Annotated in this window: 16 protein-coding genes; 12 read left to right on the forward strand and 4 right to left on the reverse strand. The window is 58.9% G+C overall.

The genetic code is table 11. The features are described 5' to 3' along the window. Positions 1–162: 162 nt before the first annotated feature. Positions 163–1,029, forward strand: a complete 867-nt coding sequence (locus tag VGC62_RS08245) for a hypothetical protein (RefSeq protein WP_331186577.1) — start codon at positions 163–165, stop codon at positions 1,027–1,029. Between the two features lie 177 nt (positions 1,030–1,206). On the opposite strand, the gene VGC62_RS08250 is transcribed toward VGC62_RS08245, so the two are convergent. Both VGC62_RS08250 and VGC62_RS08255 read right to left on the reverse strand, forming a co-directional pair. Beyond that, on the reverse strand, positions 1,207–1,794 hold the full coding sequence (locus VGC62_RS08250) for a polyribonucleotide nucleotidyltransferase (RefSeq protein ID WP_331186578.1): 588 nt from the start codon (positions 1,792–1,794) through the stop codon (positions 1,207–1,209). 134 nt (positions 1,795–1,928) lie between these two features. Then, positions 1,929–2,852, reverse strand: coding sequence for a restriction endonuclease (locus VGC62_RS08255; protein ID WP_331186579.1), 924 nt, complete (start codon positions 2,850–2,852; stop codon positions 1,929–1,931). 295 nt (positions 2,853–3,147) lie between these two features. On the opposite strand from VGC62_RS08255, the gene ctlX reads away from it, so the two are divergent. From ctlX to VGC62_RS08310, 11 genes are all read left to right on the forward strand, one after another. Next, on the forward strand, positions 3,148–4,071 hold the full coding sequence (gene ctlX, locus VGC62_RS08260; protein WP_331186580.1) for a citrulline utilization hydrolase CtlX: 924 nt from the start codon (positions 3,148–3,150) through the stop codon (positions 4,069–4,071). Then, positions 4,068–5,117 (forward strand): arginine N-succinyltransferase, encoded by a 1,050-nt coding sequence (locus VGC62_RS08265; protein WP_331186581.1) that lies wholly within the window; start codon positions 4,068–4,070, stop codon positions 5,115–5,117. Before ctlX ends, VGC62_RS08265 begins: the two co-directional genes overlap by 4 nt. Positions 5,118–5,126: 9 nt before the next feature. Continuing rightward, complete coding sequence (gene astA / locus VGC62_RS08270) at positions 5,127–6,170, forward strand: arginine N-succinyltransferase (RefSeq protein ID WP_331186582.1); 1,044 nt, start codon at positions 5,127–5,129, stop codon at positions 6,168–6,170. After that, complete coding sequence (astD, locus tag VGC62_RS08275) at positions 6,170–7,633, forward strand: succinylglutamate-semialdehyde dehydrogenase (protein ID WP_331186583.1); 1,464 nt, start codon at positions 6,170–6,172, stop codon at positions 7,631–7,633. Before astA ends, astD begins: the two co-directional genes overlap by 1 nt. Before the next feature lie 230 nt (positions 7,634–7,863). Next, positions 7,864–8,466: an XRE family transcriptional regulator gene (locus tag VGC62_RS08280; protein ID WP_331186584.1), complete on the forward strand. Its 603-nt coding sequence runs from the start codon at positions 7,864–7,866 to the stop codon at positions 8,464–8,466. Between the two features lie 40 nt (positions 8,467–8,506). Then, a complete protein-coding gene (locus VGC62_RS08285; protein WP_331186585.1) occupies positions 8,507–9,277 on the forward strand; it encodes an ABC transporter ATP-binding protein in 771 nt (256 codons plus the stop codon). A gap of 14 nt (positions 9,278–9,291) precedes the next feature. Then, entirely contained in the window at positions 9,292–9,798 is a 507-nt protein-coding gene (locus VGC62_RS08290; protein WP_331186586.1) for an Lrp/AsnC family transcriptional regulator, read from the forward strand. 146 nt (positions 9,799–9,944) lie between these two features. Then, entirely contained in the window at positions 9,945–10,706 is a 762-nt protein-coding gene (locus VGC62_RS08295; protein WP_331186587.1) for a transporter substrate-binding domain-containing protein, read from the forward strand. Between the two features lie 12 nt (positions 10,707–10,718). After that, entirely contained in the window at positions 10,719–11,408 is a 690-nt protein-coding gene (locus VGC62_RS08300; RefSeq protein ID WP_331186588.1) for an ABC transporter permease subunit, read from the forward strand. Beyond that, a complete protein-coding gene (locus VGC62_RS08305; protein WP_331186589.1) occupies positions 11,405–12,097 on the forward strand; it encodes an ABC transporter permease in 693 nt (230 codons plus the stop codon). Before VGC62_RS08300 ends, VGC62_RS08305 begins: the two co-directional genes overlap by 4 nt. Before the next feature lie 28 nt (positions 12,098–12,125). Further along, positions 12,126–13,007, forward strand: coding sequence for an agmatinase family protein (locus VGC62_RS08310; RefSeq protein WP_331186590.1), 882 nt, complete (start codon positions 12,126–12,128; stop codon positions 13,005–13,007). Between the two features lie 63 nt (positions 13,008–13,070). Here VGC62_RS08310 and VGC62_RS08315 read toward each other — a convergent pair whose 3' ends face one another. Next, on the reverse strand, positions 13,071–13,937 hold the full coding sequence (locus VGC62_RS08315) for an urease accessory protein UreD (RefSeq protein ID WP_331186591.1): 867 nt from the start codon (positions 13,935–13,937) through the stop codon (positions 13,071–13,073). After that, entirely contained in the window at positions 13,934–14,587 is a 654-nt protein-coding gene (ureG, locus tag VGC62_RS08320; RefSeq protein WP_331186592.1) for an urease accessory protein UreG, read from the reverse strand. The genes VGC62_RS08315 and ureG overlap by 4 nt, the downstream gene beginning before the upstream one ends. Between the last annotated feature and the right edge of the window lie 5 nt (positions 14,588–14,592).

Raw genomic sequence — 14,592 nt, forward strand, 5'->3', positions numbered from 1 at the left:
CACATCGCAAAGATGCACCATCGCTGCATGTCGATAATGGGTGTCTGGAGTCTATCGAAAAAGAAACAGTCCAGCAGGACGGGATGTTGTGAGGTTTAATTTACGTTACTAACAGGCTGCCCTATTGCCTAGGGACGTTTTGTTGTTTTATCTGGAGTCGTCATGATCATTCCTATTTCAGAAAAAACGGTTCTTAATAATGTTTCCTTAAACGAGAAGAAAGCTCCCGAAGCCTTGGCTGGAGCAGATACCACAGCAGGTACTCGGGAAATATCTCCCACAGTGTCGATCAGCGGCAAAGCTCTGTTGATGAAGCATGTGTTTGACTCTGAAAACTCAGGGGTTGAGCCTCCCGTTATTGCCTATCGGGAAGGTAGTGAGCTGATACCGGCCCCGTTGTTCCTGAACGCCAAAGATAGAGAGGTATTGGCACAAATATATGAATTTGCCTATCAGGAAGGTGTGGATCCTGCCCATGTGAATCAGGTAGCTCTGGGCCTGGCCTACTACAGGCAAAACAATGATGGGCAGCGAATTTCTCCTCTGAATCAAGGGTTCAGCTACGATCTGGAGGGGCATCAGGTAAGTTACAGTTTTACGGAGAAGGACGCCGTCACAGCAAAGCGTATTCTTGAAGGAACAGCCATAAATAGCTCGCTGCTAGATAAAAATTATGTTCGTCATGTTTTGGATAAAAATCGCAGTGCGTTACAACATCCTGACTTCGAATTTATGGAGCAGGTCATCAACAAGTTCTCGTCCAGCAACATAGAGATTCCACCGCTTGGGACAAGATTTGCCAAATACGTAGAAATAAAAAACAATTACATCAAGCATCTGTCTGCACAAACCTATGACTTGCGAGGTGGAAGACCTGTTGAAAAAGATAAAGCGAGGTCAGCCCCCAACGATTCAACGAAAACTCGCCCCGAGAACCTTCAAACGGTCCTACGGCAGATAATGGCAAAGTATCTGGAAAAAAGCGGACTCCCCACTCTCTTTGAAACTATCGCGAGATTGCGCCGCTGACTGACTCCCGCTGATTCAAACTCAGCACTCAACGGCTCAAACACTGTCTATCCGGGCTTGGCCGAGGCGACTCGGTTACGCCCATTGGTTTTAGCATCGCCGCCATAAGTCCGAACAGAAGTCTGGTCTTTCTCACCCCATGATGAAGGCTGCAAGTGCTGCTCAAAGCAGCAGCCTTCATTTCGCTCCAGTAATCCCTTTCAACAACACGCCATGCGCCTTGGCATCTTTTTCCAGGGATATCACGTTCACCATCGCCGTCCGTTTGCCTGATGCTGCCGTCACTGTCGAGCTGATCACCCGACCGCCTTCCACATCGCCAGCGATGTCCAGTTGCCGCAGCCCAAGGCCCTTACGCACCCTGCTTTTTTCGCCGAGCTTTTTGAAGTTCTTGTAGCTGGTTTTTTGCTGTTCAAGGGTGTCGCCGATGATGCCGTCGAGGGTTTTCTTGTCGTTGGGCGCGACGTTGAGCCCGGAGGCCAAGGGCGTTTCGGTGACGATCACCACGCGCTTGGCCGGCTTGTTCATGTACAGCGAGCCCGTCACGCCTGCTGCTTTGGCCTTTTCATCGATCTCGGGCATCGGGCCCTTTACGTATTCTTTGGGCAGGTAGAACACGAACTTGCCGCCCAGCATTGACACCTTCTGGCCCGTCGGGGCTTTTTTTGCGGGCGCGTGTTTGGTGGCGGCGTAAAGGTTTGCGCTGGTCAGGCCAAGGGTGAGTGCGGTGAAAAGCACAACGGTTCGGAGGCTGAAAAACCGCATGAGGTTTCCTTTGAGCTGGCGTACGAGAAGAAAGTGGGCGATCTGGATGATCCAGATGCAGCGCCGTAGTTTGCCTTAATGGCGCCGGTTTCTGTAGGAAAGCATTACTGGTTGCGTAGGGTTATTCCCTGCAATCACTTCACCGACATCGGCGTAAAAATCGCCCGAATGCCCCGACACTTTGGATAGTCCGAGCAACCCCAGAAGTTTCCCCCGGCATTGGCGCCCGTACGTGCCACCCTGATGACCATCTGCTTGCGGCAGTGAGGACAGGCTGGTGCTTGAGGTACAGCAGGTGTTTGCGAAGCTGGCTCGGGCGCAGGAGGGTTCACCGTTTCAGGTTCGATAACCGGCTCGACTCGCTCCTTAACCAATACAGTCGAAAGCGGCGGCGCAGATTTCTGGGTCGCTGCAATCCACTTGTTCAGTATTGCGCCGTCCACCAGTTGCAGATTGCGCCCCGACGCGAACTCGCGTGCCGGTTTGGTGAATTGCCCACTGGTAATTACGAAACCACCGACAGCACCTTCAGCCGCCATCGCACCATAGAGCTCGCGCACCACCGGCACGCCCACTTGCACCGAACGCCATTGCTTGCACTGCACCAGATATTTTTCGCCATCTTTGTTCGCAATCAAATCGATGCCGCCGTCCGGACCGTTCGCGCCGGTTTCCTGCACCGTGAACCCTTGGCGCCGTAACGTCTCACCAACCAACAGCTCAAATTCGCGCCAGGTAATACTCGCGAGTGTGTTGCCGCCTGGGGTGGTAACTGAGCTGAGGAGATTGCGCCGTTTGTGTCGGGCCAGGAGCGACGCGAGGGCGCCGCCGAGGAAGATGATCGGTACAAGGAATTGGCCAAACGTTGCCATTCCCCGGAATGCTCCGCCCGCAAGCACCGACCCGAAGTTGCGTACATCGACGGTCGTGGGCAGCGGTGCGCTGGCGATGGAATGTAGATACAGCGCTGAGGCGATCGCCAAGACGAGGCTGATCCACCAGGGCAGTTTGGCAGCAATGAAAAATAGGTCGTTTATGAGGGAGGTTTTCTTGGCCATGTTCGTCGCTTGCTAAAAAATAAGAGGCATCCGATGCTCCTGCGATGGTCAGTGAAAGGTGGCGCTGAGTAAAGGCTATTTGCCACATTATTGCTGATCGCTGACAGGCAGCCGTATCGATACAGCCTCGGACGGGCTATGGGTATGCCCCGATACGAGCGAAGGCTTTAAGCCGAATCGGCTGTGTAGCCTCTTTAAAATGACCGATATGTGAAGATTCAACGCCTCAAACGTCACCATTGAGGCCGCCCGCTCCCGCACAATTTTGTCATCCGTTCGCAACCGACGATGACTCATGCAAACCACTTCGACCGTTCTAATGGTTCGCCCGGCGCACTTCGCGTTCAATCCGGACACGGCGGGCAACAATCCGTTTCAGCATGATGACCTGCCTGCTCTTCACGTTCAGGGTCGAGCGCTACAGGAGTTCGATCGATACGTCGACGCGTTGCGCAGCGCTGGCGTGCAAGTGTGGGTGATGCAGGACACGCCTGATCCGCATACGCCGGATTCGATTTTCCCGAATAACTGTTTCAGTACCCATGTCGACGGCACGTTGGTGCTGTACCCGATGCAGGGCAGCAACCGGCGTCTGGAGCGGGACAAACTGATGCTCGCCGGGCTGTCAGCGTTCGCTGTGCGCCGCACTCTGGACCTGACTGGCCATGAGCAATGCCAACGCTACCTGGAAGGCACCGGCAGCCTGGTGCTGGACCGCATCGCGGGTATCGCCTACGCCTGCCGTTCGATCCGAACTCACGATGCGTTGCTGGATGAGTTCGCCAGCTGCCTGGATTACCGCGTGATCGCCTTTGATGCGGTTGACCGGCAGGGTGTGCCGATTTATCACACCAACGTGATGATGAGTGTCGGCACCTCGCTGGCGTTGGTTTGCCTGGCGAGCATCGCTGATGGTCAGCAGCGCCGGATTTTGCTGCAAACGTTGCAAGCCAGCGGCAAACAGGTGGTGGACCTGAGCTGGGAGCAACTGGAGAGTTTCGCCGGCAATATGCTTGAAGTGCGGGATGCTCAAGGCAGTGCCTTGTTGGTCATGTCACGTCGCGCGCAGGCTTCGTTGAGCCCGGAGCAGTGGCTGCAAATCACTGATTATGCACGTCCTGTGGTGGTGGATATCGACACCATCGAGCGTGTGGGCGGCGGCAGCGCTCGCTGCATGTTGGCGGAAATTTTCCTGCCGCCGGTGGGCGTCCAGCCATGAGCCGCCATGCCGATTTCGACAGCCAATGGATCGTTCGTCCCGCGCGTCTGAGCGATTTGTCAGCGCTGCACGCACTGGCCCAGCAGAGCCTGGTGGGCGTGACCTCATTACCGGACGACAAAAAAAGGCTTGAACAGCGCTTGCGCGATTCAGAGGCGTCGTTCTCCAGTGACGTCGACTACCCCGGCGAAGAAGATTACCTGTTCGTCCTGGAGCACAGCGCTACCGGCGAGTTGTTGGGGTGTGCCGGGATTCAGGCCAACTGCGGTTTCAGTCAGCCTTTCTATAGCTTGCGTCACGATGTGTTCGTGCATGCCTCGCCAGCGCTGGGCATCAAGCACAAGGTGCATGCGTTGTCGCTGTGTCATGACCTGGGCGGTAACAGCCTGCTCAAGGGATTCCATGTTGTCGCGCCATTGCGGGAGGGGCCTGCCGCGCAACTGATTTCTTGTGCTCGATTGTTATTCATCGCCACCCAGCCTCGGCGTTTTGCATCGCGTCTGGTGGCAGAAATGGTCGGTTGCGCCGATGAGCAGGGCAACTCGCCGTTCTGGGATGCTCTCGGCCAGCATTTCTTCGGCATGCCTTACGCGCAAGCCGAAGCCTTGGGGGCTTCAGGGGATCGCACTTACCTGGCCGAGTTGCTGCCGCATTATCCGATTTACGTGTCGCTGCTGCCGGAGCAGGCACAAGGGGTGATGGGGCAGGTCCATCCGGGTGCCAAACGACCCTACGACATCCTCCTGAGCGAGGGCTTCGAGAGCGAGCGCTATATCGATGTCTACGATGCAGGGCCAACCCTTGAAGCTAATACGGCGCACGTTCGCAGCGTTGTCGACAGCCAAGTGGTGGCGCTGCGCATTACCCGTGAGGTCGTCGCCTGGAATGCGCCCGCCTGGCTGGTGAGCAATCAGCGTCTTGCCGGTTATCGCGCCATGATCATCCGCAGCAATTGGCTGGCCGGTCGGCCGCTGACCATCACCGCCGATCAGGCGGCCGCTTTGCAACTGAACGAGGGCGACTCTGTGCGCCTGGTCAGGTTGTAGGAGAGCACCATGATCGTACGTCCTGTTCGTCAAGATGACCTGCCGGCATTGCTGGCGCTGGCGCGTAGCGCCGGGTCCGGCCTGACCACGTTGCCCGCTGATCCAGAGCGCTTGGCCCACCGGGTCGGTTGGGCGCAAAAGACCTTCGCAGCAGAGGTCGAGCGCGCCGACGCCGACTACCTGTTCGTGATGGTCGACGATGCCGGTCAGGTGGTTGGCATCACCGGCTTGGCGGGCGCCGTCGGCCTGCGCGAGCCTTGGTACAACTATCGTGTCGGCACCACCTTGAGTGCTTCGCCCAAGCTGAATATCTATCGGCCGATTCCGACGCTGTTTCTGGTCAATGACCTGTGTGGGCTCTCTGAGGTGTGTTCATTGTTTCTGCGTGCCGACCAGCGCATTGGCGATAACGGCAAGCTGTTGTCCAAGTCGCGGTTTCTGTTTCTTGCCGAGTTCGCTCATCTGTTCAGTGAACGAGTGATTGCCGAGATGCGTGGCGTGTCGGATGAAGACGGGCATTCGCCGTTCTGGGAGGGGCTGGGCAAGCATTTTTTCAAGATGCCGTTTGCCGAAGCTGACTACCTCACAGGTATTGGTAACAAGGCTTTCATTGCCGAGCTGATGCCGCGCTTTGCGCTCTACACGCCTCTGTTGCCGGAGGCTGCACGCAATGTGATCGGCAAAGTCCATCGCCACACCGAAGCGGCGCTGCGCTTGTTACAGAGCGAGGGTTTCAGCCATCGCGGCTATGTCGACATCTTTGATGGCGGGGCGGTGATCGAGTGCGAGACCGCGCAGATCCGCGCAGTGCGTGACAGCCAGATACTGGTGTTGGCAATCGGCACGCCTGACGAGGCTGCCGAAGATTATTTGATCTTCAATCGCAGCCTGGCCGATTGCCGGATTACCTGCGGCCCGGCTCGGGTTGCCGCTGGCAGCCTGGTGGTCAGCCCGATCACTGCCAAGCGTCTGGGTATGGTTGCAGGTGCCAAGGTCCGTGCCGTGCCGCTTTGTGCTCCGACATCTTCTGTCCGTTTCAAGGAAACCGCCTGATGACCACCCATTACATCGACGGTCAATGGCTGGCCGGTCAGGGCGAGGTGTTCACTTCGCTCAATCCCATGACCCAGGCTCCGTTGTGGCAGGGCCGGGCAGCCGATGTGGCGCAAGTGCGCAAAGCAGTGAGTGCCGCGCGCCAGGCATTCACGGCCTGGGCGCAGCTTTCGAGCAGTGCGCGTATCGCGTATCTGCAACGATTTGCCGAGGTGCTGGGGCGCAACGCCGACGCTCTGGCCATTGCCATCGGTGAAGAAACCGGCAAGCCGCTATGGGAAGCCCGCACCGAGGTGGCGAGCATGGCTGCCAAGGTGGGTATTTCCATCAACAGCCAGGCCGAGCGAGCGGGTGAACGCGTCACTGAACTGGCCGATGGCAGTGCCTTTTTGCGCCATCGGCCGCACGGCGTGGTTGCGGTATTCGGGCCTTACAATTTTCCGGGTCACTTGCCCAATGGGCATATCGTCCCGGCTTTGTTGGCGGGTAACACGGTGGTGTTCAAGCCCAGTGAGCTGACACCGCGTGTGGCTGAGCTGACCGTGCGCTGCTGGCAAGACGCGGGGCTGCCCGCGGGTGTGCTCAATCTGTTGCAGGGTGGCCGAGAAACCGGCATTGCGCTGGCGGCGGCAGACGATATCGACGGCCTGTTCTTTACCGGATCGAGTGCGACCGGGGAAGCACTGCACCGGCAATTTGCAGGTCGGCCGCAATGCATGCTGGCGCTGGAGATGGGCGGCAATAATCCGCTGATCGTCGAGCCGGTCGCTGACCTGGATGCGGCGGTCTACACCATCGTGCAGTCGGCGTTCATTTCTGCGGGGCAACGCTGTACCTGTGCCCGACGCTTGATCGTGCCCGGCAGAGGGTGGGGCGACCGCTTGCTAAACCGGCTGATCGAGGTGGCCGGGCGACTCAGGGTTGGCGCTTTCGATGACGTCCCTGCGCCGTTCATGGGGGCCGTGGTGTCCCTGAGTGCGGCGCGCCGGTTGCGTGAGGCACAACTGGAATTGATCGGGCGGGGCGCCACAAGCCTGTTGCCTATGACGCAACCGGATATGCAATCGGCGCTCCTGACGCCGGGCATCCTGGATGTCACTGCGGTGGTTGAGCGTGCCGACGAAGAGTTGTTTGGCCCGTTGCTGCAAGTGATTCGATATGCCGATTTTGACGAGGCGATCAAGGAGGCTAACAACACTCGGTTTGGCCTCGCTGCGGGGCTGATCTCTGACTCGCAAGCCTCTTTCGAGCGTTTTCTGGCGCTGAGCCGTGCGGGCATCGTCAACTGGAACAAGCCGTTGACGGGCGCATCGAGCGCCGCGCCGTTTGGGGGTGTTGGTGCTTCCGGCAATCACCGACCAAGCGCTTGGTATGCCGCTGATTACTGCGCTTGGCCGATGGCGTCGCTACAGACCGAGCAGCTTGCCCTCCCGACGACGCTGATGCCGGGGGTGAGGCTATGACGCCGACCCGCCTGATTGTGGTGCAAAAGAGTGTTTGGTGACTGCAAATGGTGCAAAAAGTAACAGGCTGGGATTGCCTATAGGTTCAACGGCTCGATTACTTGTTGTGTAATAAGCAACTGAATGCAGCGGTTTATGGCCATGTTTCATTGTTGTTTTCGTCAAAATGCAAGCTGGCCTGTTATTTGCTGGTTCATTTTTAGTTTCTTATTAGGTAACTGGCAACCACCATGGTCAAACCCCCGAAAGCCCACAATCGTGTCATCGAGGCTCCGCCCCTGAGCATCGAAGGCTTCAACGTCGGCAGTCGCTTGCGAGCGGCCCGTCAGGCTAAAGGTCTGTTGATCGACGATGTGGCGCAACGCGTCGGTGTCAGCAAATCCTTCATCAGCCGCTTCGAGCGCGACGTCGTACAGGCGTCGGTCGCAACCTTATTGCGGGTCTGCGATGCCATTGGTATCAAGCCAGCCGAGCTGTTTTCGCCGCCCTCAACTGCTTACGTCCCGGCAGGCGAGGGCACGCCCATTAGCCTGGGTGGCGAGAAGATGCGTGAGTACATTATTGGCGGTGCCGGTAACGAACACATGATGGCCCTGTATTCGGTTATCGAGCCGGGCGGCGGGTCGGGCACCGAGCCCTACACGCTCAACGCCGACACCGACATGGTCCATGTGCAGAGTGGGCAACTGGAAATGCGCGTCGGTGAAGACACCTACCTGCTCAAGGCTGGTGACACCCTGACATTTCCGCCGAGCATCCCACACACCTGGCGCAACCCGTCCAGCGATCAAACCTGCACCGCGCTGTGGGTGATCGTGCCACCACCGTCCTGAATGGCTCGGTTTTCCCATCCATTTCAACCGAGAGAGCACGATGTACAAGTTAACCGTCACCGACCTGCACAAGCGCTATGGCGCCCATGAAGTCATTAAAGGCATCAGCCTCAAGGCCAAGGCCGGTGATGTGGTGAGCATCATCGGCTCCAGTGGATCGGGCAAAAGCACGTTCTTGCGTTGCATCAATCTGTTGGAGCGTCCGCATCAGGGCCAGATCTGCGTGGGCGACGAGCTGTTGGCAACCGTCCGTGACCGCCGCACCGGCGAGCTGCAAGCCAAGGACCCAGGCCAGTTGCAGCGGGTTCGCGCACGTTTGTCGATGGTGTTTCAGAACTTCTGCTTGTGGTCGCACATGACGGTACTGGAAAACGTCATGGAGGCGCCGATGCACGTACGTGGCTTGAGTCGCGCCGAGGCCCGTGAGCGGGGCGAGGCCAATCTGGCCAAGGTCGGATTGGCGGCGAGCACCTTCAACCAATACCCGGCGCATCTGTCCGGGGGGCAGCAGCAGCGCGTCGCCATTGCGCGGGCGCTGTGCATGGAGCCTGAGGTGATGCTGTTCGACGAGCCGACCTCGGCCCTGGACCCGGAGCTGGTGGGGGAAGTGCTCAAGGTCATGCAGACCCTGGCCGAGGAGGGCCGGACCATGGTGGTGGTGACCCATGAGATGGGCTTTGCGCGCAACCTCTCGACCCAGACCCTGTTTCTGCATCAGGGCTTGATCGAGGAACAGGGACATCCAAGGGAGCTGTTCGCCCGCCCGAAAAGCGAGCGTCTGGCGCAGTTTCTTTCCGGCCGATTGAAGTGAGCGAGTGATTATCGATGACCACGACTTCTACTACGTCGACTGCCGGTCTGGACCGTATCGATCTGGCGATCATCGAGGTGCTGCGCCATGAAGGGCGCATCAGTTACCAGAAGCTCTCCGAGCGTGTGCATCTCACGCCGCGCCCGTGCCTTGAGCGTGTGCGCAAGCTGGAACAGCGTGGCTTCATTCGCGGCTACAGCGCGGTGGTCGACGAGCAACTGATCGCTCCCGGCATGTCGTTGCGGGTGATGGTCGCGCTCTCCAACCAGAGCGGTCGGGCGGCGCAACGCGCGTTCGAAACCTGCATGCGTGAATGCGCGCAAGTGACTGAATGCCATCTGGTCAGCGGCGCTTTCGATTACAGCCTGCGCATGCATTGCCGGGACATGAACCATTACCTGCAAGTCACCGAGCAGTGGCTCAACGATCCGGCGCTGTATATCGACAAGCTGGTGAGCCACCCCGAGTTGACCAGCATCAAGTCAGCTATCGGACCGCCAGCGCGGCCGAATCCGCTGTAAGCGGTCGATCAACGACCGAACAGGCTGTTTATCACCTGTGTAACGACCGGTATTCCTGCGTCTGCGACGGCATGCTGGTAGCCATAACTAGAAAAGCATCACGTGAATTGACTCTGCCCCAACACACGAACCGACAGGAAATGCTTATGACCTCTTCTTACAAAATGCTGGTAGCCGCCGTCGCTTTGGTGATCTCGGGCACCGCAGCGGCCAAAGACACCGTCACTATCGCCACCGATGCGACCTTCCCGCCTTTCGAGTCGGTGGATGCGTCCGGCAAGCTGGTTGGCTATGACATCGAACTGGCCGAGGCCGTCTGTAAAGAGGCCAAGCTGGACTGCAACATCATCGGCGCTGCCTGGGAAGGCATGATTCCAGGTCTGATCAGCAAGAAATACGACGCGCTGATTTCGCAACTGACCGTTACCGAGGCCCGGCGCAAGGTCATGGCGTTCAGTGACATTTACGAGCTGCCCACATTCCGCTTCGTCGGTCGCAAAGGCGCCAACCTGACCATCACGCCCGAAGGCCTGAAGGGCAAGACCATTGCCGTGCAGACCGGTACGCCGATGGACGCCTACATCACCAAGAATTTCCCTGGCAGTACCATCAAGCGCTACGCCGGTGGCAGCGAGCCTTATCTGGAACTGGCGGCTGGCCGCGCCGATGTTCACCTGAGCTACGAAGCGCAAATCCTCTACAGCTTCCTGCGCAAGGAAGATGGCAAGGACTTCGAACTGGTCGGCCCACGCCTGACTGGCAAGGACGCGCCTGAGTTCGGTGAAGGTGTGGCGATTGCCATCAACAAGTCGAACACAGCGCTGCTCGAACGCATCAATGAGGGCCTTAAGGCTGTGCGTGACAGTGGTCAGCTCGATGCCCTCGACACCAAGTATTTCGGTCACTGAGAGTAAGCCACGATGCTGAGTGACTACATCGCAACCGTCCTGGGTGCTGGCTGGATCAGTCTGCAACTGGCCTTCATTTCGCTGGCAGTGGCGGTGGTGCTGGGGTTGCTTGGCGCACTGGGTAAACGCTCCGGCAGTCGTGCATTGCGTTTGCTGGTTGGGGTCTACACGACCCTGGTGCGCGGCGTTCCGGATCTGGTGCTGATGCTGCTGGTGTTCTACAGCCTGCCAGCATTGCTTAATCAGGCTTTCGAGGCGATGGGCTGGGATTACAGCGTTGAGTTCAGCCCCTTCGTTGCCGGTTGCGCGACGCTGGGGTTGATCTTCGGCGCGTACATGACCGAGACCTTCCGTGGCGCGCTGCAAGGTATTCCATACGGCCAGATCGAGGCGGCACGCGCCTATGGTCTGGGGCCTGTGCGCACCTTTCGCAGCATTGTGCTGCCCCAGATGATTCGTTTGGCGTTACCGGGCTTCACCAACAACTGGCTGGTGCTGGTCAAGGCCACGGCACTGGTGTCGTTGCTCGGCCTGCAAGATTTGATGTTCCGCGCCCGCGGTGCGGCAGAAGCCACCGGCAAACCGTTCACGTTCTACCTGTTGGCGGCCGGTTTTTATCTGGCGATCACCGTGGTATCGCTGGGGGCGCTGGTCTGGGTTGGGCGCCGTTACTCGATGGGCGTCAAGGAGTTGAGTCGATGAGTTGGGATGTCATCTTCGACAACATCGGTCGTTTTGCCGAGGGGGCGCAGCTCACGTTGCTGCTCACCGTGATCTCGCTGGCGATTGCTTTTGTGCTGTCGATTGCATTGGCGTTGCTGCGTAATTCGCCACGCTGGTGGCTGCGCAATTTGATAGGTGGCTACACGCTGATATTTCGCGGCACGCCGCTGCTGATTCAGTTGTTCCTGATTTATTACGGTCTGGCGCAGTTCGAGTTACTGCGTCAGAGCTTTGTCTGGCCCTGGTTGTCGAGCCCGTTGATCTGCGTGCTGATTGCCTTCGTGCTTAACACCACGGCCTACACCACCGAAATTTTCGCAGGTGGCCTGCGCCATCTGCCATCTGGCGAAATCGAGGCCGCCCGCGCCTACGGCATGTCGCCGTGGACTCAGGCGCGGCGGATTCTGTTGCCGGCCATGCTCACTCGTTCGCTGTCGTTGTACGGCAACGAGACCATCATGATGCTGCACGCAACCTCGCTGGCCAGCACGGTGACGCTGATGGAAGTCACCGGTGTGGCCCGCAACATCACCCTCAATTACTACATCCAGTTCGAGCCCTACGTCACTGCGGGGGCGATCTATCTGGTGCTGACCTTTGTCCTGGTCGGCTGTTTCCGATTTGCCGAATGGCGCTGGGCTGCCTATCTGCAACCTCGGCGTGGCTAATTTCAACCTTCTGCAGGAGTGACTTTTCATGAGCAAACGCGGTTTCGATCTTTTGGGCGTTCCTTTCGATGGCGAGTCCACCCTCGGCTGGCCGGGTTCGCGTTTCGCACCGGCCAAGGTGCGCGAGGCGGCCAAGTGGATCAACATGCGCATCCAGCAGGGCAAGGTGTACTGCCTGGAAACCGACAGTTTCATGGACGTCGGCGAAAACCTGTTCACCGATTGTGGTGATGTGGCGGTGATCCCCCACGACACGCAAAAAACCTTCGATGCCACCAGCGCTGCGGTACAGCAATCCATCGCCAACGGTCGTGTGCCAATCGTCATCGGCGGTGACGACAGCCTGTTGTTCCCGGTGGCTCGCGGTGTTCACGATGCCCTGCCTGGGCGTATCGGCATCATCCACTTCGATGCCCATTTGGACCTGATGGACGAAAGCCCCAAGCAAGGCCGTTACAGCCAGTCGAGCGGCATGCGTCGCGCGCTGGAACTGGACCGCATTCAGGCCGCCGATTGCATTCAGGTGTGCGAGCGTCATTTCAACTTCCCGGCGTCCGGGCAGTTCAAGCACGACCACGATCTGGTCCACATCTCTGCCCGCGAAGTCTTGCGCCTCGGACCACAGGCAACAGTGGAACGCATCCTTGAACGTGTGAAAGGGGCTGATCACATTTACCTGTCGTTCGACATTGATGCCATCGACCCTTGCTACGCGCCAGGTGCCGGCGCCCATGAGCCGGGTGGCATCAGCTCGGACGAAGCACTGCAAATGATCGAACTGCTGGCGCCCCATTGCGCGGCAATGGCCATCACCGAAGTCAACCCGACCACCGACGTCGGCACCATGACCTCGACACTGGCGGCGTACCTGGCCTTTACCTTCGCGGTGTATGGCAGCCAGAAGGCTTGATGGGTATATCCCCATCCATCGGGCCATGATGGGCCGTTGAGCAAGAGCTTGACCTCGCTGTCGTTATTTACGTCGCATCCTGGGCTCGATTCCGGTGAGTAATCGGCGGCTACAGGCCCAGGCAAGGTGCAGCGCCACTCGTAACGCCACGCTGTCGGTGGTCATCATCCGTACGGACACACCACAGTCATTGGGCAACGCACTCACCCCTGCGTAACTGTCAGGCAGGCCTTTGAGGGTTGCGCGTAACGCACTTTTGAAGCAGTCGACTGGCAAGGTGTGGCCCAGCACCATGAAGGTTGCCAGTGCCAGTGCGCGATCACTCATTCCGGGAGCGTGCCTTGGCAAGTCTGCACCCGTCACCGCCAGACGATCTCCCGCCAACAAGCGACCGGCCGGGCAGCGGACTTCCAGATCGGCGCGGTAGCGGCTGAATACCCCGTCATCGCCTTGCGGCGCATGCAGGCTGAAGGCATCGCAAAGCATCACGCGTGCGCCTGGGTGCAAGGTCACGCAAACCTTGCTGTGCAAGTGTGCCTGGGGGAACAGGATGGTCGCCATCGGCAGGTATTCCAGCAGTGCCTCGGCTTCAGCCTCCAGCGTGAAAGTCTGGCGCGCAGAGCCTTCGTACATGCTGTGGGCAACCGTGGCCGCTCCCGTGCTGACGTGTACCTGGCTGCCGGGTCCGGCGTGCAGGTGCGCCTGCAAGTGCTCGCCAGCAAAGATCCCGCCTGAGCACGATTGCAGGTACAGCGCGGCCATGCCGACCGGGTCATCGGGCAGGCTTAAGGTGCGCCCTACATGGAACGGATACCCGACATGCTGACGGGAAATGTAACTGGCACCTGACGGCGAGCGACTAAAACTGATCCGCGCCTGGACCGGCGCCTGCTCACTGCATGTCAGAAGAAGCGATTCGGGCGCGCTCATGGGCAGTCGAACAACACGGCCTGACAAATGGCGTCGACCACCGCTTCGACGCCTTCGCCCGTGGCACAGTTAGTAAACAAGACCGGTCGCCCATCGCGGGCCTGATTCGACTCCCGGCGCATGCGGTCCAGATCGACCCCGACATAGGGCGCCAGGTCGTACTTGTTGATCACCAGCAGATCGCAACTGAGCACGCCGGGGCCACGCTTGCGTGGAATGTCATCACCCCCGGCCACGTCGATGACGAAGATCCAGTAGTCAACCAGGTCCAGGGAAAAGGTCGACGCCAGGTTATCGCCGCCGGACTCGATCACCACCAGATCCAGATCCGGGAAGCACGCTTCCAGTTCGTCGGCCATTTGCAGATTGAGTGTCGGGTCTTCGCGGATCGCGGTGTGGGGGCAAGCGCCGGTTTCTACGGCGCGCACCCGTTGCGGATCGATAAGCCCGCTGCGTTGCACGCGTTCGGCGTCTTCGCGGGTGGCCAGATCGTTGGTGATCACCGCCAGTTCAATGCCACGCGCGATAAAGAGCGGGATCAATTGCTCCAACAGGCGGGTTTTGCCGGAGCCGACCGGGCCGCCAATGCCGATGCGTGCGGCGCCGGGTTTGGGCAGGGGGTTAATGTCAAGCAGTGCCAGTGTGTTCATTCACA

The organism is Pseudomonas sp., assembly GCF_036404235.1.
Lineage (GTDB): Bacteria > Pseudomonadota > Gammaproteobacteria > Pseudomonadales > Pseudomonadaceae > Aquipseudomonas.